We start from the raw sequence: 19361 nt of genomic DNA, 5'->3' as shown, positions 1-19361 counted from the left end.
AAGGCAAGGAGAGATGATGTCGAACGCTAACCGCGAAGCCCCTCCTTCCGCCGGCCGTGCCGGCATCAAGAGGGAATTGCCTGAGCACTTTAGGGACTATCGGCACGTCTGGGTTTTCATCGAACTGGAACGCGGCGAGGTCCATCCCGTGTCCTTCGAACTGCTTGGCGAAGGCCGCAAGCTCGCCGACAAGCTAGGCATCCAGCTTGCGGGGATCGTGCTCGGACCGCCGGGCGAGGCCACGCAGCATGCCGTTGCCGAGGCCTTCGCTTACGGCGCCGACCTTGTCTACCTCGTCGAGGCACCGTTGCTTGCCGACTATCGCAACGAGCCTTTCACCAAGGCGATGACGGATCTGGTCAATACCCACAAACCGGAGATCCTGCTTCTCGGTGCGACCACGCTCGGCAGGGATCTCGCTGGCTCAGTAGCGACGACCTTGCTGACAGGGCTCACTGCCGACTGTACCGAACTCGATGTAGATGTCGACGGTTCGCTAGCCGCGACCCGTCCGACTTTCGGCGGTTCCTTGCTATGCACGATCTATACGCTGAACTACCGGCCGCAGATGGCCACCGTACGACCGAGGGTTATGGCCATGCCACCGCGGACGGCTAAGCCGGTCGGGCGTGTCGTCCGGCACAAGCTGTCAATGACCGAGGAAGAGATCATCACCAAAGTCCTTGGCTTCAACCTCGATCGCCAATCGGCAAAGGCAAATCTCGCCTACGCCGACATCGTGGTTGCCGGAGGCCTCGGTCTCGGCTCAGCGGAGAATTTGCAGCTTGTGAAGAATCTAGCGCGGGCAATCGGCGCCGAATATGGCTGTTCGCGCCCGCTGGTCCAGAAGGGCTGGATGCCGGCCGATCGGCAGGTTGGCCAAACGGGCAAGACCATCCGGCCAAAGCTTTACATAGCGGCCGGGATTTCCGGCGCCATTCAGCATCGGGTTGGAGTGGAGGGGGCTGATTTGATCGTAGCCATCAACACCGACCCGAACGCCCCGATCTTCGAATTTGCCCATCTTGGCATCGTCACCGACGCAATCCGTTTCCTGCCGGCATTGACGGAAGCTTTCACCCGGCGGCTGTCGCCGCACAGCCACGACAAGCTTGCGAGCTAAGGGAGAGGGCCATGATCGAGGAAGAATTCGACGCCATCGTCGTCGGGGCCGGTATGTCCGGAAACGCGGCCGCCTACACCATGGCAAGCCAGGGCCTGACGGTGCTGCAGTTGGAGCGCGGCGAATATCCGGGCTCCAAGAATGTCCAGGGCGCCATCATGTACGCCGACATGTTGGAGCAAATCATTCCGGATTTCCGGGATGATGCGCCTCTCGAGCGGCATCTGGTCGAGCAGCGATTCTGGGTGATGGACGACACCTCCCACACCGGGATGCAGTATCGATCGGACGATTTCAACGAGGCGAAGCCCAATCGCTACACGATCATCCGCGCCCAATTCGACAAGTGGTTTTCGCGCAAGGTGCGCCAGGCCGGCGCGACGGTGCTGTGCGAGACGACGGTGACCGAACTTGTCCGCAATGCCAGCGGCAAGGTGATCGGCGTGCGCACCGACCGGGCTGGCGGGCCGATCTACGCGGACGTCGTCGTGCTCGCAGAAGGTGTCAACGGACTGCTCGGTACACGGGCCGGCCTGCGCAAGATGCCGAAGCCAGAAAGCGTGGCGCTCGCTGTCAAGGAAATGCATTTCCTACCCGATGAGGTCATTGAGCAGCGGTTCGGCCTCCAGGGCGACGAAGGCTGCGTGATCGAAGCGGCGGGCACGATTTCCCGCAGCATGGCCGGACTGGCCTTCCTCTACACCAACAAGGAGTCGATCTCTCTCGGCATCGGCTGCCTCGTCTCCGATTTCGCCCAGACAATGGAGAGCCCTTACGTCCTCCTCGACAACTTCAAAAACCATCCTTCGATCCGGCCGCTGATCGCGGGCTCCGAAGTCAAGGAGTATTCCGCGCATCTCATTCCCGAAGGTGGCTACAAGGCAATTCCGCAGCTCTTCGGCGACGGTTGGGTGGCGGTCGGTGATGCCGCCCAACTGAACAACGCTATTCACCGCGAGGGTTCGAACCTTGCCATGACTTCCGGTCGCATCGCGGGCGAGGCAATCATTGAGATCAAGGGCCGCAACCAGCCGATGATCAGGAGGAACCTCGCCCTCTACAAGACCATGCTGGACAAGTCCTTCGTAGTCAAAGACCTGATGAAATATAAGGACATGCCGGCCCTGATACACACCAATTCCCGCAATTTCTTCATGACTTACCCGCAGTTGATGTCGCAGGCCGCGCAGAACTTCATGCGGGTCGACGGAACCCCGAAAATCGAGAAGGAAAAGGCGACCACTGCTGCCTTCATCAAGGCGCGTTCGCGCTGGGGGCTGATCAGCGATGTGGTCCGCCTGGCACTCGCCTGGCGCTGAAGGAGAAACAGGATGACGATGGCCGTGACGAAGTTACGTGTCGAGGAGAAGCTTTATCAGAACCGCTATCTGGTCGATCCGGGCCGCCCGCATATCAAAGTGCGACCGCACGAGAGGCCGAGCGCGAACCTGCTCGCGCTGACACACATCTGCCCGGCCAAGTGCTATGAGTTGAACGACAAGGGACAGGTGGAGACCACTTCCGACGGCTGCATGGAATGCGGCACCTGTCGCGTGCTGTGCGAGGCCAGCGGTGAGATCGTGTGGAATTACCCGCGCGGCGGCTTCGGCGTTCTCTTCAAGTTCGGATGACTGGCGCAAAGAGCGGGAAACGAGAGGCTCGCAATTGCGGTCAAGACCGCCAATATTGTTCACAATTGCCGAAAGGCTGAAAATACTATGTTTCTGGAACTCAAAATACAAAAAAGGGCCTGGGAGGAGCACCTTGGACAACCCTTGAGGTGTTTGCATGGCTCACATGCTTCCAGATCAGGTCGGTGAAATTGTATCTCGGAACACCCCGCCTGAACCTGCGGTCGAAGCGGCGCGCAATGCGGACAGCTTGCTCGGGGGAATCTACGAGATATCAAAGATTCTGACTGCCCCGACCCGGCTGGAGATTACGCTTGCCAATGTCGCGAATATCCTCTCCTCGTTTGTGCAAATGCGTCATGGCACAATTGTCGTCCTGGACGCTGAAGGAGAGCCGCAGATTAGCGCAACTACCGGCGGCGCTGTGCCTCAGTCAGCCATCGGCAGTGTCATACCCCAGGCCGTAATAGACAAAATCGTCGCTACTGGAGTGCCGATCGTCATACAAGACACAAGCACGTCCGAGCTGTTTCAGGCTGATCCTCAATCGACCAGCGGCGCGATCGCAACTGCGTTTATCGGTGTCCCGCTAAAGGCTGAGGAAAAGATCTTCGGGACGCTGTCGATCGACCGCGTCAGGAACGGTACCACCAAGTTCCGTTACGAGGAGGACTTACGTTTCCTGGCCATGGTCGCCAATCTGGTCGGCCGGACCATCCGCCTGCATCGCACTTTGAGCACGGCTGGTCAGCGACTTATCGAGAAGCAACCGAGACCAGAGCAATCGCTCGACGAGGACAGGACCCATCCGGCCCGACATCCGCATGTCAAGATCGACGGAATCATCGGAGAAAGTCCCGCACTCAAGCAAGTGCTGGAGATCGTCTCGGTCGTGGCCAGGACCAATTCCACCGTGCTTCTTCGAGGCGAAAGCGGTACCGGCAAGGAGTTCTTTGCACAGGCCATCCATAAGCTTTCACATCGGAGGGAGAAATCCTTCGTCAAATTGAACTGCGCCGCATTGCCCGAAAGCGTTTTGGAATCGGAGCTCTTTGGCCACGAGAAGGGCGCCTTCACCGGGGCTATCCTGCAGCGCGCCGGCCGGTTCGAATTGGCAAATGGCGGAACCCTGCTGCTTGATGAAATCGGCGAGATTTCGCCTGCCTTTCAAGCCAAGCTGTTGCGCGTCTTGCAGGAAGGAGAACTGGAGCGAGTGGGCGGCACCAGGACCCTAAAAGTTGACGTGCGGCTCATATGCGCCACCAACAAGGACCTCGAGACGGCTGTCCGGAATGGAGAGTTCAGGGCCGACCTTTATTACCGCATCAATGTGGTGCCAATAGTCCTGCCTCCCCTCAGAGAACGACCGGGCGATATTCCACGCCTTGCGAACGCTCTCCTCGACCGATTCAACAAGGAGAACCATCGCGATCTTGGCTTCACGCCGTCGGCGCTTGACCTGATGTCGCAATGCTATTTCCCTGGCAACGTGCGTGAGTTGGAGAATTGTGTGAGACGGACGGCCACACTTGCGCGTTCAACGACAATAACTGCGTCGGATTTCGCCTGCAAGAACAGCCAGTGCCTGTCTTCGCTTCTGTGGAAAGGAGTCGGCCGTTCGCACGGCGCCTATGCCGTCGACGAGTTCGCGCGTGGCAATATGATGCCGGTTGGATCGCCGCTGCCTGCCATGCGAGTCGGCCCCTCACAGAATGAGGCATCGCTCGGCGAGACCTGCGACCCCCACCATCCCGTTTGCCCTGCAATGAACCCGCGTCTGACGGAACGCGACCGGCTGATTGATGCGATGGAGAAAGCCGGCTGGGTTCAGGCCAAGGCGGCTCGTGTTCTTGGTCTCACGCCGCGGCAGGTCGGCTATGCTTTGCGCCGGCATCGTATCGGAGTGAAGAAGTTCTAAACGTCCCTGATGACATCAAACGTGGGGGCGCGGTTGCTGCCCGCACCGGGCGTAACTGAGACAAGACGTCACTTTTCGCGTTGCTTTTGACCGTTGTCGGCGACCTGACAAAACCGTGTCGCAGGAAACGGACACAATTGGACACAAAAGGCCGACGTAAAAGCCAACATGACGGATAAGACCGCTTTTGGGGTTGGCATATCTCTTGCGCTCTGAAGTGCGATGTTCACACCACACACGGAGCCGCTCCATGTCCGCACCGATGATTTCGCTACAGGGCCTTTCCGGCACGACAGTCTTCGATCAGTCGCCGGCGAGAGCGAAATCCGGTGGCTGCGCATCTTCATCCTGCGGCTCCTCCGCGAAGCCGCACGAGATGGACTCGGCCGTCTGGGAGAAGATCAAGGATCATCCCTGCTTTTCAGAGGAAGCGCACCACTATTTCGCGCGCATGCATGTGGCGGTCGCCCCAGCCTGCAATATTCAATGCAACTACTGCAATCGCAAATATGACTGCGCCAACGAAAGCCGGCCTGGGGTCGTTTCGGAAAGGCTGACGCCCGACCAGGCGCTGCGCAAGGTGATCGGGGTTGCCAACGAAGTGCCGCAGCTTTCCGTGCTTGGCATCGCCGGTCCGGGCGATGCCTGTTACGACTGGAAGAACACAAAGGCGACATTCCAACGGGTCGCCAAGGAAATCGCCGACATCAAGCTGTGCATCTCAACCAACGGGCTCGCGCTGCCAGACCGCGTCGCCGAGCTTGCCGAAATGAATGTCGATCACGTGACGATCACCATCAACATGGTCGACCCGCGGATCGGTGCCAAGATCCATCCGTGGATCTTCTATGACAACCGCCGTTATACCGGCGTCGAGGCAGCCACGATCCTGCACGAACGACAGATGTCGGGGCTGGAGATGCTGACGGCGCGCGGCATCCTCACCAAGATCAATTCGGTAATGATCCCCGGCGTAAACGATGAGCACCTGATCGAGGTGAATAAATGGGTCAAGGAGCGCGGCGCGTTCCTGCACAATGTCATGCCCCTGATTTCCGACCCGGCGCACGGTACGCATTACGGCCTGAGTGGGCAGCGCGGCCCCAAGGCAATGGAGCTGAAGGCCCTTCAGGATCGTCTCGAAGGCGGCGCCAAGTTGATGCGCCACTGCCGGCAGTGCCGGGCCGATGCTGTCGGCCTGCTCGGCGAGGATCGTGGCCAGGAATTCACGCTCGACCGGCTTCCCGACAAGGTCACGTACGACGCCAGCAAGCGCGAGACATATCGGGCAGTGGTCGCGCGCGAGCGGGGCGATCGCCTGGCGGCCAAGAGCGAGGCGCTCGGGATGGTCAAGACCGCAGGCTCCGGCAAATCGCTTCTGGTAGCGGTGGCGACCAAGGGTGGCGGCCGCATCAACGAGCATTTCGGCCATGCGAAGGAATTCCAGGTTTATGAGGCCTCTCCGAAAGGGATCAGTTTCGTCGGTCATCGCAAGGTCGAACAGTATTGCCTCGGCGGCCGGGCCGAGGACAAGAGCCTCGACGGCGTCATCTCTACGCTCGAAGGCGTAGACATCGTGCTGTGCGCGAGAATTGGAAATTGCCCCGAGGATCGTCTCAAGGAAGGTGGGATCCGAGCAACGGAGGCTTACGGGTATGACTACATCGAGACCGCGATCGGCGCGCTTTACGCCGCCGAGTTTGGGAGTGAGCCACTGGCTGCGACGGCCTGAGCCGCCTCATTCTAACCGAACCGGAGTTGAAAATGGCCTTTAAGATCATCGCTTCCCAATGCACCCAGTGCGGTGCCTGTGAGTTTGAATGCCCTTCGGGCGCGATTAAGTTCAAGGGCGAGACCTACGTGATCGATCCGAACAAGTGCACCGAATGCGAGGGGACCTTCGAAACGCAGCAATGCGCCTCGGTATGTCCGGTGTCGAAGACTTGCGTCCCCGCCTGACTCCATTTCGGCTACCGACACGGTCGAGGCGCCTCCGCAGGACCATTGACCTCCTGTTGGAAAGCTGCAGCCGAGAGAAAGGAACGGCCATGAGCCTCGGACGCGAACAGGACATCGAAATCCGTACACCCCCGCGATTCATGCCGGGTGAGCGGGTCCGCGCCACACGCCACATAAAAAATGACGGCACCTATCCGGGCAAGGAGATCGGTGAAAATCTGGTGCGCAAAGGCGACGAGGGCTATGTGCGCGACATCGGCACCTTTCTCCAGCAGTTCTACATCTATGCGGTCGAATGGGTCGATCGCGGCACCGTCGTCGGCATGCGTGCGCGTGAACTCATGAGCCTTGAGACGGCCCGGACTCCTTCCAGTGCCCAAATCGGTGCTGGCTTTAGCAAAGGAACGGCCCGATGAGGGTAATGATCCGCAGGACCGGTGCTGGCTTGTCGGCATATATTCCCAAAAAGGATCTCGAAGAGCCGATCATCAAGGTCGACAACGAACACTTATGGGGCGGGGCTGTGACGCTGAAGAACGGCTGGCGGTTAGTTCTGCCCGACCTTCCGTGGGACACGCCTTTGCCGATTACCGTCGAGGCAAGGAAGATTTCCGGCGAGGACTGACCTTCGGGTTGACACAAAGAGAGCGGCAAAGGGATACGAGCATGAACACAATGACCTCGGGCCATCTCGTCGTCATTCGGGACAGTTTTGCCGAAAGGCAGCTTGACCTTTTGAAGAAAGCGCTCGCGGCCGATCAGGTCATCCCCTATCTCGGCCCGGGCTTGCTTGAGATCCGCTCCGCGGGACCGCCCGTACCGCATACCCCCGAAGCCGTTGCCGCAGCGCTCAACAAGCGCACGCCAGCCCCTTCGAAGATTCGCACCAACATGTGGTCGGTAGCGCAGTATATCGAACAGCGCCGGCACCGCCGGACGCTTCAAGTCTGGATGGCCGAAATATTCGCGGCCCCGGTGGTGCCGACCATCTTGCATGCCTGGCTTGCAACGCTGCCGCTCTCCGTGATCGTCGACAGCTGGTACGACGGTGCCATGCGCGCGGCTCTAATACAGACCCGGCGAACGGACGTCGTCGAAATACAGGGCGTAACACGGGCGCACGAGATCGGTGACATTTGGACGAAAGCCTACGATCTGTCCGGGATATTACTCGAATCCGCACCAGCGGCGAAGACGGTTCTCTACGCCCCTCACGGCGGTGCCAGGCCGGCCGCAAACTTCCTCGTCGCAGATTCCGACTACGTTGAAGTGCTGAGCGAAATCGACATCCAGACGCCGATCCCTGACCTGGTGAAGGAACGGCGAGCTAGCCGTGGTCTTTTCTTCATCGGGTGCCGCTTCAACGATCAGATGCTGCGCACCTATGCCCGGCAGATCATGAAGCGCTCCAATGGCCCACATTTTGCGGCAATCGATACAGCGACGCTGACCAAGAACGAGCGTCGTTTCCTTGCGGCAAGCGCAATCACGGTCATTGACATGCCGACGGGTCAGGCCGCAGCCCGTCTCGTCGGACTGGGCGAGACATTGCATGAAGCCAAACGGGGTATCGTTTGAGCCATTCTCAGACGCCTCAACATTGCCGAAAAGGTAAAACGGGCAATTGACTTCCGGGTTTTTCAACAACTCCGAGAGGCGCTCTGAAAAGCTACGACGGTTATTGCATTCGAGGCTGCAGCGGATATGGCATTCGATGCTGCGGATGAACACAGCCGCGACGGGCTCGAACCAGCCGAGCAGAGCATAGTCTGGCGCCAGGGTTGTCGCGGCGAGCGGTCGCAGCTGATCGGCTTCACTTGGCGGTAAAAGCTGTGGCACGGCGCGATGACCAGGGCCGGTTGGGGTCGAGGCCAATCGAGCTAAGGCCAAGCGTGCTCACCGCATAGGCGGTCACCTGCCACTGCCATCCCAGAGCGTCAGGATGATCGCGTTGCGCGACAGCTTGGCGCGCCGCAGACGCGAGCGATTGGTTCAGGGCAGCCCGCTTCGCCATCAACGAGACCCGCTGCTGCATGAGTTGTAAACGCCCGCACCGATGGCGCCGCGAATCCGCGCTTGTGGCGCCATGACCTTGAGGCGAGTGAGTTCGGCGCTAACAACGCAGACTGAACCAATCCGATCAGCCCGGCCCATGCCGGAGAGCACGGCGACCAATGCCGCCAGCTCCACCACGCAGGGGGACACGATCCCGCCTGCGGCTAAGCGCGAGTTGAAAAGCATGCGTCGACGCCCGCCATTTCCGCATGCACCGCCTTGGATAAGGCCTGCCTCAAGGCATGATGCGGGCCTGGTTGGCTTTCCTGTCGATGCCAGCTTCGTAAGCAGCGGCTCCCGCGAGGTCGAGCAGTTCTAACTGGCGGCTTGAGTTGACGGCGCTCACGCACAGCCGTTCCAGGTGCGGCCGGTTATGCGGCCTTCCCCTTCCCATTTGGCTTGGGCAAGCTTTAGGGTGATCCTCTGCATCGGCGGTCGCAGAGAGGTCCGGTCTGCAACGTCAGCACAGGCCACTATTGCGGCCGCCTCGGGATGTATGCGTCCCTCTCATCTGTTTGGCCGGTCTGGGCGAGCTTGCACCCGGTCGGACATGCAGTCCAACCTGGATGCGCGCTTCCACATCAAGCCGCATGAAGGCGAAGAAAATCGTCATACGTCGCTTGCAACCCGGCACCAAGAGACGTTTTGGCTTTCCAGCCAAGGTTACGCAAGCGCGTTACGTCCAGTAGCTTGCGCGGAGTACCGTCTGGCTTCGTCGTGTCGAACACCAAATTGCCCTCCCAGCAGACCGCCGCCTTGACGAGTTCCGCCACCTCGCGAATTGTGACGTCCTCACCAACGCCAACATTAATCAGGGGCGCAGTGTCGGGGGCTGTCAAGGCGTCAAAATCCGAATCTGGCAGACCAAGCAGGAACGCAATGGCATCGCCTACATCCGACGAATACATAAACTCTCGCCGAGGATTTCCGGATCCCCAGACCCCCACCGAGGAGTCGCCGTTCATTTTAGCTTGATGAAAGCGGCGTATCAGAGCAGGCAGAACGTGACAATTTTCGGGGTGATAATTATCGCCGGGACCATATAAATTGGTCGGCATCAACGCGAGATAGCGCGCCTTGTACTGCCGGTTGAAAGACCAGCACGATTCGACACCTGCGATTTTTGCCAAAGCGTAGGGACGATTCGTCGCTTCAAGCGGACCGGTGAGAAGGTATTCCTCCCGTATCGGCTGCGGACAGTCGCGTGGATAGATACACGAGGAGCCAAGAAAAATCATCCGTTCGACGCCGGAAGCGTAAGCGGCATCAAAAACACTGACTTGAATCGCGAGGTTGTTATGAAGGAAATCGACAGGGGAGCTAGCGTTCGCCAGTATACCACCAACCTTTGCGGCGCACATAACGACATAATCTGGCCGCTGCGACATGAAGAACCTGCGCGTCTCGCTCCGGTCAAATAGATCCAGTTCGTCGTGAGTACGTGTTATTATCTCATAGGATCCTAACGCCTCGAGGGCTCTCATTGTGGCGGATCCAACAAGGCCGCGATGGCCTGCCACATAGACTTTCTTCATCTTTTTGTTTTCCATTGTTAACGCTCTGGGCGCTCCTTAAGAAGGCCACCATAGCACTGACAACAACCCAGCATGGCGCCGCCGTTGTCAGCATAACTCTCGTGGACTGTGTGAATAAAAACCCTGCTTCATCAGCACTGCCTCACGCTCTGCCATGCGCAAATCTTCCCGAACCATCTCCCTAACCAATTCGATGAAGGAGATTTTGGGCTCCCACCCAAGTTTTTCTTTCGCCTTGCGGGCATCGCCGAGAAGTGTCTCGACTTCTGCAGGACGAAAATAACGGGGATCTACTTTTACGATCAGAGCTCCCGTCTTTGCATCGTACCCCTCTTCGTCGACCCCTTCCCCCACCCAACGAACATCGATGCCGAGTTCAGCGGCCGCGACGGTGACGAATTCGCGCACCGAATGTTGCTCACCGCTAGCGATCACAAAGTCTTCAGGTTGCTCCTGCTGCAGCATCAACCACTGCATCTGGACGTAGTCTCGAGCGTGCCCCCAATCGCGACGCGCATTAAGGTTGCCCAGGAATAGAGTGCGCTGCATTCCAAGCTTAATCCGAGTCAAGGCGCGCGTGATTTTGCGAGTTACAAATGTTTCTCCGCGCGCAGGTGACTCATGATTAAATAAAATGCCGTTACATGCATACAAATTGTAAGATTCTCGATAATTTACGGTGATCCAGTGAGCATACAATTTGGCAACAGCGTAGGGGGACCGGGGGTAGAACGGTGTCGTCTCGGTCTGTGGCGTCTCCCGCACCAGCCCGTAGAGCTCAGACGTCGAGGCTTGGTAGTAGCGCGTATGCTTGACGAGCCCCAGGATCCGAATTGCCTCGAGGATACGCAGCGCACCCAAGGCATCGGAGTTCGCGGTGTATTCTGGTTCTTCAAAGGAGACTGCAACGTGGCTCTGAGCTGCCAAATTGTAAATTTCGTCCGGCTGAACCAGTTGGATGACGCGCGTAAGGCTCGACGAGTCTGTCAAGTCCCCGTGGTGAAGTGTAAGATCAACGCCACTTTCATGAGGGTCATGATAGAGATGGTCTATACGGCCCGTATTAAAAAGAGACGATCGTCTCTTTATCCCATGCACAGAATAGCCTTTTTCTAAAAGCAATTCTGCGAGGTAGGAACCGTCTTGCCCCGTGACCCCGGTGATTAAAGCTACTTTTCTCTTTGACAAGCTTGAATCCTTTTGATTTTGACGCGCCCATGAAAACGCTCGCCTGCGGCGGGATTGCGTGGCGAGAAAGGGGCGTATTGGGCAGGGCGAACGGGGGCCTCTGCGCGAAGGCAAGGGAGAGTTCGAGCGGGATGCCAGCCTTTCATGGAGCCGGGGAACGTTCGAAAGAGTTGTCGATCAAGATCAAACGACGCGGGTCATTCAAATCGAATTCGACAATTCGTGGCACGAAGAGGCGGGCATAGCGGGTGAAGGCGCTAGTCGGAGGAAAGCGAATAACAGTGTCGCATCGACCGAGGAGATACATCTCAACGAGCGCGGAAAACCCCCCGTCGGTGCCCAGTGCTGCACTGTGTAAGGGGCCGGCCTGATCCGCCTGGAAGCGTTTTGGGACGGTGAAAAGTTCGGGAAATACGCCCGACAGGTGATCAACAACCTTGGCGCTGTCTGTACACAAGAACACCCTTACAGGTCTTGAATGCGCTTGCGCCTTGGCCATACGAATGGCAGTGCATACCTGCTCTAAGGCAACCTTCGGATCAGCCCAGTAAGGTGCGTGATCCATAATATCTTCGCCGTTGCCGTGGCGGACATGGACTCCAATTATGCTGTGCCCGTCAAAATGTTCCTGGTAGAGCGCTTCAATGCGATCCTCAATTTCGACCCTCGGTGCGATGCTCCTAAATATGGTTCGCTCGGCCTTTTCATCGCAGCGCCACATCAAGCAAGCATCACACACTACCGTGTTGGCTTCACAATCATCTTGGGCCTGGAAAAGATCGTTAAGCTCGTCACGTTCTTGGAAAATCTGTTCATCCGGACGGTACACGCAGTCGATGGATGGCTTGTTCCACCACGACGGGAAGAAGGGACCAGGGAATGAGACGTGGTTGATCTGGTCATCGCAAATGACCCGTACACCACCGATATCCTCAATTGGCTTGAAGAAAGCTGGAAAGGCATTCGCAAACGGGTTGTCAAGGTAACAAGAGCCGCGCCAATCTATTGCTAAAGCTCGTCCCGTCCGATGTGCGTAGTCCCAAGCCGACGCGAGAGACCACAGGCAATCACCGAGACCCGTGCGCCGTCGAGAAACAACGAACCGATCGTTCCTTGAGCGATCAACAAGCATCTAAATTGCCTCTCTCCAGAACACCACAAGCCTCAGCTTTGCTGCTGCGTTTGAGGCAAGCGTCTGCGCAATTCGGGGAAGATTGTCGTGCTGTGCCAATGCGATGTAGCTTGCGTCTGTCGCGGAAGTGCCTGGCCGCGATGGACGCGCGCCTGGGCTGGTCTTCGGCGCAGACCAGAAAATGCTCTTCGGAGCCAACGCAAACATCAACCACTTTCCTTAAGGCTGCTACATTCTTGAATTCTTTCTATGCATCGTGCCGTAACATCGGTAAAATCGTCTGTTTCGATGAAACGCATCCACGCCATGGATGGCTAGTGACATGGGTTCCAGGGCGTTGGCTGTGAACCCTCTCGCTGTGCTCGACGCACCGCTAACCCCAGCGGAACCTCACGGTGACAGCACGCAGCATCGACCTAAGTGAGCCGGCCATGAGCGCGGGCCGCGGCCACGAAGCTTCGACTGGGCCAGGTTCTGCATGGGAGCGCCACAAAGAAAGAGGCGATGCGTCGAGCTGTAAGCGAGCTGAGCTCGCTTTCGAAGCGCTATGCCATCAACCCCAAGACGGTCGCGAAGTGGAGGAGCGGAGTTCGACCGCCGATCTGCCCACCGGCCCCAGGGAGCCGAGATCGAAGGTTCTGTCTGCCGTAGAAGAGGACCGTTGTTGTGGCCTTCCGCCGCAACACACTGCTGCCGCTGGACGATTGCCTCTACGGCCTTGCAGCCGACGATCCCGCATCTGACGCGCTCTTCATTGCACCGATGTCTGCAGCGCAAGCATCGGCTTCTTCCACATTGATATTGCGGAGATCCCAACCGAACAGGGCAAGCTAAACATCAAGGCCTTTGTACCGCGGCACCGCCTGTCGCGAACCTTCGCGCCCCTCTGTCCCGCCGGCACCAAAGGAGACCGTCGCGGCGCCGTTGTTGCTAGATCACATTCAATTCCCTAAACGCCCGCCCTTCGGCGACACGGCTGTACCCAAACGCGGAGCAATCGACCGTGCGGTAGCCGCCATGCACGAGAAGTTCGGCCAGCGCCTTGCCGACCGCCGGGGCCTGCTGCAGACCGTGGCCTGAAAATCCGTTGGCGAAGAGGAAATTTTTCACCTTGGGGTGCGGCCCGATCACCGCGTTCTGGTCGAGCGTGTTGTAATCGTAGTGCCCGGCCCAGGCGCGGGTAGGCTTGATGGCCTCGAAGGCGGGGATGCGGGTCGCCAGCACCGGCCAGATCACCTCTTCGAACAGCGGCCAGTCGACCTCGAAATCGGTGGGGTCGGCCGGGCCGTCGCCCTCTTCCGGTTCGGCGCCGCCAGTGAGATAGACCGAGCCTTCCGGCCGGACATAGATGCCGGAGGGATCGACCAGCAGCGGCATATCAGAATATTTGTCGCGCGCCTCGAAGACGAAGACGTTGCGCTTGCGCGGCTCGACCGGCAACACCAGCCCCGCCATGGCAGCCACCGTGCCGGCATTCGGCCCGGCGGCATTGAGGACGGTGCCGGCTTCGATCGTCTCGCCATTGTCGAGCCTGACGCTGGTGACACGGTGGCCCTGCCGCTGGATGCCGATGACCGAGGCGGTCATAAAGTCCACGTTCTTGCCGCGCAGCGCCTTGCGGAACAGCGTCAGCATCGCATGCGCGTCGAACCAGCCTTCGCCGCTGCGGCCATAGGAGCCGGCGGATATACCTTCGGTCGACAGCCAAGGGAAGCGGCGCGTCAGCTGATCCGCGTCCTCGATCACGATGTCGGCCCCCTCGGCGACCTGCGCTTCGTGATTGGCATTCAGGATCGGCAGCCCGTTCTCGCTAGCGAGAATGAGAAAGCCGCCCTCGCGAAAACCGATGTCGGCGTCCGCGCCGAATTCTTCCTTCAGCCGCCGGAACAGTTTCATGGTGAACTGCGACAGGCGGATGTTCTGCGGGATCGAGAATTGCTGGCGAATGGAGGCGCAGGACAACGTCGTTGCCGCGTGCGCGAACTGCGGATCGCGCTCGATCAGCGCGATCGAGCCGGAAAACCCTTCCTCGCGCAGATAGTAGGCGATCGAAGAGCCGACGATGGCTCCCCCGATGATAACGATGTCGTAACGCACTTTTTTGTCGCCTTTCCGGTAACCGCCCGTGTCGATCACACAGCCGTCAGCATGATGTCGAAGCGCGTGCCGCGGCGTGCGCGGGCCTAGCGAGTTGAAAAGGGTTGCCGCATGCGCTTGATCCAGCGGCGCTCACGCAGCTGCCGGTCCTGCTTCACGCAGCAAGTCGTCGGCTCTGTCCGTCTTCTCCCAAGTGAACTCAGGCTCTTCACGGCCGAAGTGTCCGTACGTCGCGGTCTTGCGGTATATCGGGCGCAAGAGATCAAGCATCTTGATGATGCCTTTCGGTCGGAGATCGAAAACATGCGAATCCAAACATGAGGCCCTGATCCCGCCCTTGCTCGAGATCCTGCCATCGTCCTTCATCAACGCCCTGGCTGATGTCGGGCGACTGCCCGGTGAGAGCCAGAACGACGGCGCAATTTCGACCATCAAAGCCGATGGCATCGTCGTAGCCAATATCGAGTATCGTATCGCGGGCGACTTGGGTGTAATCGATGTGCGCATGGCTGGTACCCTCGTCCTGCTGGCTTTGTCATTTCGCGCTCTTCGCAAATGCTGTTTGGCGGCGGAACATAAAACGACACCAGATTTCTGCCGCCACTGATCTCGAAAGTTGTGATGAGCGTACCATTGACAGCGATTTGCGCTCGCAACGATTCCATGAATTTCTTTGAAGGATCTGTTGCAACGCTAAACAACAACGCAACGAGATTGGCGGGGGCCTGGTAAGACGGCAAGCTGGAACTGGTTGGCCAAGAGGGAGGCGATCGGCGCACCTTTCCCCAGGCGACGTGCTAACTTGCATCGTGCACCTCATCCGCCATTTGCTAAATGTTTAGTCCCGGCATTTGCTGGAGCGGATTGAAAGTGAACGCTCGGGCTGGGAAGCCCATGCCTTCCAGATGAACTCGCAGGGCGTGAGGCCCTTGAGGGTCTTCAGCTTGCGGCCGAAATTGTAGGCCGCGACGAAGTCGGCAAGATGCCGACGCAGTTGGTCGCGATCGTCGTAGTGGAAGCGCTTGACGGTTGCGTCTTGATGGTCCGGTTCATTCTCTCGACTCTTCTCGCCGGCCTGTCGCCGTCGACATCTGGCAATCGGCCGATGCTTGCCTGCAGACAGCGGTGGGAGCGCGTCAGATGCGGGACGTCGGCTGCAACGCGTAGAGGCAATCGTCGAGCGGCAGCAGCCTTGTTGCGGCGGAAGGCCACAACAACGGTTTTCCTCGACAGACAGAACTGTCGACTCCCTGGAGCCGGTGGACAGATCGGCGGTCGAATTCCGCTTCTCCACTTCGCGACCGTCTTGGGGTTGATGCCATAGCGCTCCGAAAGCGACCTCAGGCTCGCTTCACCTAGCCCATAGTGCATCCTTTGAGTCGGACGAGAATGGCGAAATTTCTTTTCCGCGACATGCAAGCAAGAAGGCTTCAGCCAATGGCGGTTTTTCGATAATCGGCCGTGTCTATCCCATGTCGTTTCAGCTTGTCGTAGAAGGTCTTGCGGGGAACTCCCAGGACTTCGATCGTGCGCCTTACGTCGCCGCCGCATTCCTGCAAGGCATCGCGGATGACAGTCGCCTCATAAAGGCTGACCTTCTCGGACAAGGGGAGGCCTGATACCGCTTGTTCCTTTCGACCTGGTGCAATGGGCGTGCCTAGCCTTTCAAGTCCCAATGCAACGCGATCGGCGAAATGCACGAGTTCACGGACATTGCCGGGCCAATTGTGGCTCACGAGGCGATCGCGCACGCCAGCGCTTATGTCCGGAACTGGCCTGCTGAAGCGTTTGGAGGCGCGTTCCAGGAAATGCCCAAAGAGCATCGGGATGTCTTCGCGTCTTTCGCGAAGTGGCGGGATGCGGAGCGTCACCACATTCAGCCGGAAATAAAGGTCTTCCCGGAAATCTCCGCGGGCGGCCGGATCGCCGAGATCGGCCTTGGTAGCCGACACGACACGAAGGTCGATGCTGCGGGTTTCGTTCGTGCCAAGCGGCGTGATCTGCCGGGTCTCAAGCACCCTCAGAAGCTTCACCTGGAGTGCTGGCGGCATCGACTCGATTTCGTCGAGGAAGAGCGTCCCTCCGTTCGAATGCTCGATGCGACCGGTCCTGCGCCTCTGCGCGCCAGTAAAGGCGCCTGCCTCGTGCCCGAAAAGTTCGCTATCGATGACGCTTTCGGGCAGCGCTCCACAATTCAGGGCAACGAAGGGCTTCGTGCGTCGTCTGCTCCAGCGGTGAAGCAGATCCGCGACCACCTCCTTGCCCGTGCCCGTCTCGCCTTCCACAAGGACATCCACATCGGTATCGGCGATCTGGCGGAGAGTTTCGCGCAATCGAATCATGGTCGGTGCCTCCCCGATCAGCGGGATATCGCCCGCAGATCGGACAACCGCATCCCTAAGACGTCTGTTTTCCAGGACCAGGCGCCGTTTTTCCGAAGCGCGATGCAGCGTCACGAGAAGCCGGTCGTTCGCATATGGCTTCGAGATGAAATCGTAGGCGCCATCCTTGATGGCGGCAACGGCCAGCTCGACGTCGGCATGCCCGGTGATCAGGACAACCGGAATTTCCGGGTCGATCGCCTTCACTCGCTCGAAGAGCTGAAGTCCGTTCAGCCCGGGCATACGGATGTCACTCACGACAGGGCCATCGAAGTTCCCGTCGATTCTGGCGAGTGCGGCCTCGGCCGAACCGAACACGCTCGGTGAGAACGAGGCAAGCTTCAGCATCTGCGTGGCTGCGCGAAGCACATCCTCGTCATCGTCGATAAAAATGACCGGTCCTGATTCAGCACTCATGCCGCTCGCCTCAGCTCGACCGTGAAGGAAGTCCCTCTCCCGTGGCCGGCATCATCATGCCGCAACGAGCCGCCGAGCTCACGTGCGATCTCTTGCGAAATGACCAGGCCAAGACCGAGACCCTTTTCCTTGTTGGTAACGAACGGCATGAAGAGGCTCCTGCGAATGTCGGGGGCAAGGCCGGGGCCGTTGTCCCGAAGGGAAATAGCGACCATTTCCCCGTTTTCGGCGAGCGCTATCTCGACGCGGGGCTCCGGTTGATCCTTCAGAGCGTCAAGCGCGTTCTGGAGAAGGTTGACGAGTATCTGCTCCAGTCGCATGCGGCTTGCCATGACAATTGGAGACGGATCGATCCGCTTCCGTTCAATCGTCACCCCGGAATCGCGAATTCGGCCTGAAAGAAGCGACAGAGCGCCGTCGATCGCGTCGTCCGCCAGTATCGGTCCCATCGATCCGCTGGCGCGGCGGGAAAAGGACCTTAGCGTTTCAGTGATCGTGCCGATCCTGCCGGTCATGGCGACGATCGAGGTCAGATTCTCGGCGGTTTCTTGCGACCGGCCGATCCCTAGAAGACGCGCGGCATTTTCAGCATAGGTGCGGATTGCGGCGACCGGCTGGTTGATCTCGTGGGCGACCCCGGCCGTTATCTGTCCCAGGATTGACAAGCGGTTCGCCTGGGCGAGTTCGTCGCGCAGGCGACGCACTCTTGCTTCAGCGTTCTCTCGCTCGGCGATCTCACCGGCGAGCGCTGCGTTCGAGCTCTGGAGCTCCGCCGTGCGCAGTTCGACGCGATGCTCCAGTTCCGCGTTCAGCAACACAAGCACTTCTTGGCGCTGCCGGGCCGCCCGCCGCCGTCGAACAATGATGAAAGCGACGAATCCAACGAGAACGAGGGCAAGCAGCGTTGTCACGCGGGCTGTCATGACCGCCGAGGAGATCTCGGTGTCGGCGGGGATGAGCAACGACATGCACCAGCCCGGAACTGCTTTGCCGAGATCCTGCGAAACCGCAACGAAACCGGCTGATCGACTCTCAGGAGTTGCGGTGACCAAGTTGTCGCCGCGGCGGGAAAGCGGCACCGGCTCGAAAGTCACGCCCGGTAGCTGCAGACGATCGCGAGCGGTTTGCTTCTCCGTTGCGGAAAGCGGTGAGAGAGCGCCGAAACGCCATTGGGGCACGCTCGTGGCAAGAACCACGCCTCGCTCATCGGTCGTGAAGACCACGAAGCCGCTCTCCAGCCAACGCGACTCGACGCGGTCGAGCTCCACCTTCACCACAACCACACCGAGCGGCCCCTCCGGCCCATCGACCCGGCTCGACAGATAGAGACCAGGGCGCGCGCTAACCGTGCCGAGCGCATATTGCATAGCCGCGCCATCCGCCATCGCCTCGGTGAAGTAGTGGCGAAAGCGGTAATCGCTGCCGACGAAACTGGTCGGCTCGCCGGCGTTGCTCGCAGCAACCGCTACGCCCTCAGGATTAACGATGTAGAGTATAGAAGAGCCGGCGTCGCGCGCGATGGCGCGAAGCTTCTCATCAAGCGCGGCTTCGTTGGCAGTGCTCGGACTGCGAAGGATCTCCTGAACGGCACCGTCGCGTGCCAGAATCAGCGGAATCATTCGCTGCTTCTCGATCTCTCCTTTCAAACTGTCGGCTGCAAGCGGGAACGCGGCAAGAGCACGGTCGCGTAGGGCATACTCTGCTCTGGTGCCGGCGATGCGTCCCGTTGCAAAGACGACGAAACAGAGCGCCGCACCAAGAATTGCAAGCAAAACCACAAGCCAGAGAGATCGACCGCCGGATCTACCAGGGAAGACCAATGGGGCGCGCTGGAAGGCGCCATTACCCATGTCTTCTTCTTCTGCCATCGTATTCTTAAAACCGATCATTGACGAACCATAGTGCGGGGTTCCGCCAGAAGGGAA

The 19361-nt window shown here is 59.1% G+C and carries 17 protein-coding genes and 2 pseudogenes; 11 read left to right on the top strand and 8 right to left on the bottom strand.

Translation table 11 applies throughout. The features are described 5' to 3' along the window. Nucleotides 1–16 precede the first annotated feature (16 nt). The 9 genes from FCU66_RS30485 to FCU66_RS30445 all read left to right on the top strand — a co-directional run bounded on the left by FCU66_RS30485 (nucleotide 17) and on the right by FCU66_RS30445 (nucleotide 8209). Complete coding sequence (locus tag FCU66_RS30485; protein ID WP_136617696.1) at nucleotides 17–1123, top strand: electron transfer flavoprotein subunit alpha/FixB family protein; 1107 nt, start codon at nucleotides 17–19, stop codon at nucleotides 1121–1123. A gap of 11 nt (nucleotides 1124–1134) precedes the next feature. Continuing rightward, nucleotides 1135–2442: an FAD-dependent oxidoreductase gene (locus FCU66_RS30480; protein ID WP_027056558.1), complete on the top strand. Its 1308-nt coding sequence runs from the start codon at nucleotides 1135–1137 to the stop codon at nucleotides 2440–2442. A 12-nt stretch (nucleotides 2443–2454) separates the two neighbouring features. Beyond that, nucleotides 2455–2754, top strand: coding sequence for a ferredoxin family protein (locus FCU66_RS30475; protein WP_006333856.1), 300 nt, complete (start codon nucleotides 2455–2457; stop codon nucleotides 2752–2754). A gap of 157 nt (nucleotides 2755–2911) precedes the next feature. Next, nucleotides 2912–4672, top strand: coding sequence for a nif-specific transcriptional activator NifA (nifA, locus tag FCU66_RS30470; protein WP_136617697.1), 1761 nt, complete (start codon nucleotides 2912–2914; stop codon nucleotides 4670–4672). Nucleotides 4673–4922: 250 nt separating this feature from the next. Next, nucleotides 4923–6404: a nitrogenase cofactor biosynthesis protein NifB gene (gene nifB / locus FCU66_RS30465; protein ID WP_136617698.1), complete on the top strand. Its 1482-nt coding sequence runs from the start codon at nucleotides 4923–4925 to the stop codon at nucleotides 6402–6404. Between the two features lie 32 nt (nucleotides 6405–6436). Then, nucleotides 6437–6631, top strand: a complete 195-nt coding sequence (locus tag FCU66_RS30460) for a 4Fe-4S binding protein (RefSeq protein WP_136617699.1) — start codon at nucleotides 6437–6439, stop codon at nucleotides 6629–6631. Between the two features lie 89 nt (nucleotides 6632–6720). Next, complete coding sequence (locus FCU66_RS30455; protein WP_136617700.1) at nucleotides 6721–7047, top strand: nitrogen fixation protein NifZ; 327 nt, start codon at nucleotides 6721–6723, stop codon at nucleotides 7045–7047. Continuing rightward, complete coding sequence (nifT, locus tag FCU66_RS30450) at nucleotides 7044–7256, top strand: putative nitrogen fixation protein NifT (protein WP_027033171.1); 213 nt, start codon at nucleotides 7044–7046, stop codon at nucleotides 7254–7256. Before FCU66_RS30455 ends, nifT begins: the two co-directional genes overlap by 4 nt. Before the next feature lie 41 nt (nucleotides 7257–7297). After that, nucleotides 7298–8209, top strand: a complete 912-nt coding sequence (locus tag FCU66_RS30445) for an SIR2 family NAD-dependent protein deacylase (protein ID WP_006333887.1) — start codon at nucleotides 7298–7300, stop codon at nucleotides 8207–8209. A gap of 1058 nt (nucleotides 8210–9267) precedes the next feature. Here the strand turns inward: FCU66_RS30445 and FCU66_RS30440 are convergent. From FCU66_RS30440 to FCU66_RS30430, 3 genes are all read right to left on the bottom strand, one after another. Then, nucleotides 9268–10221: a GDP-L-fucose synthase family protein gene (locus FCU66_RS30440; RefSeq protein ID WP_246094092.1), complete on the bottom strand. Its 954-nt coding sequence runs from the start codon at nucleotides 10219–10221 to the stop codon at nucleotides 9268–9270. Between the two features lie 87 nt (nucleotides 10222–10308). Then, nucleotides 10309–11409, bottom strand: a complete 1101-nt coding sequence (gene gmd / locus FCU66_RS30435) for a GDP-mannose 4,6-dehydratase (protein WP_136617702.1) — start codon at nucleotides 11407–11409, stop codon at nucleotides 10309–10311. Between the two features lie 142 nt (nucleotides 11410–11551). Further along, nucleotides 11552–12541, bottom strand: coding sequence for a nodulation protein NodZ (locus tag FCU66_RS30430; protein ID WP_136617703.1), 990 nt, complete (start codon nucleotides 12539–12541; stop codon nucleotides 11552–11554). Between the two features lie 462 nt (nucleotides 12542–13003). Between FCU66_RS30430 and FCU66_RS30425 the strand changes: the two are divergent. After that, nucleotides 13004–13398 (top strand): annotated as a pseudogene (locus FCU66_RS30425) (transposase family protein); the annotation flags it as partial. 73 nt (nucleotides 13399–13471) lie between these two features. Here the strand turns inward: FCU66_RS30425 and FCU66_RS30420 are convergent. Both FCU66_RS30420 and FCU66_RS42250 read right to left on the bottom strand, forming a co-directional pair. Continuing rightward, nucleotides 13472–14638, bottom strand: a complete 1167-nt coding sequence (locus tag FCU66_RS30420; protein ID WP_136617704.1) for an NAD(P)/FAD-dependent oxidoreductase — start codon at nucleotides 14636–14638, stop codon at nucleotides 13472–13474. 132 nt (nucleotides 14639–14770) lie between these two features. After that, nucleotides 14771–14908: a methionine adenosyltransferase domain-containing protein gene (locus tag FCU66_RS42250; RefSeq protein WP_425462878.1), complete on the bottom strand. Its 138-nt coding sequence runs from the start codon at nucleotides 14906–14908 to the stop codon at nucleotides 14771–14773. Nucleotides 14909–14975: 67 nt separating this feature from the next. Here FCU66_RS42250 and FCU66_RS42245 point away from each other — a divergent pair, with 67 nt between their 5' ends. Then, the gene (locus tag FCU66_RS42245; protein WP_168991845.1) at nucleotides 14976–15245 is read left to right on the top strand and encodes a hypothetical protein; all 270 of its coding nucleotides are present in this window, start codon (nucleotides 14976–14978) and stop codon (nucleotides 15243–15245) included. A gap of 223 nt (nucleotides 15246–15468) precedes the next feature. Here the strand turns inward: FCU66_RS42245 and FCU66_RS30410 are convergent. The 3 genes and pseudogenes from FCU66_RS30410 to FCU66_RS30400 all read right to left on the bottom strand — a co-directional run. Continuing rightward, nucleotides 15469–15991, bottom strand: a pseudogene (locus FCU66_RS30410) (IS3 family transposase); the annotation flags it as partial. Nucleotides 15992–16068: 77 nt separating this feature from the next. Then, entirely contained in the window at nucleotides 16069–17436 is a 1368-nt protein-coding gene (locus FCU66_RS30405; protein ID WP_136617705.1) for a sigma-54-dependent transcriptional regulator, read from the bottom strand. After that, nucleotides 17433–19304 carry a sensor histidine kinase gene (locus tag FCU66_RS30400; protein WP_136617748.1) on the bottom strand — a complete coding sequence of 624 codons (1872 nt, stop codon included), beginning with the start codon at nucleotides 19302–19304 and terminating at the stop codon, nucleotides 17433–17435. Before FCU66_RS30400 ends, FCU66_RS30405 begins: the two co-directional genes overlap by 4 nt. Between the last annotated feature and the right edge of the window lie 57 nt (nucleotides 19305–19361).

The sequence above is a fragment of the Mesorhizobium norvegicum genome, from assembly GCF_004919685.1.
Classification (GTDB): domain Bacteria; phylum Pseudomonadota; class Alphaproteobacteria; order Rhizobiales; family Rhizobiaceae; genus Mesorhizobium; species Mesorhizobium norvegicum.
Note: the sequence above shows the minus strand (reverse complement) of the source record. Positions and strands in the feature narration are given on the sequence as shown.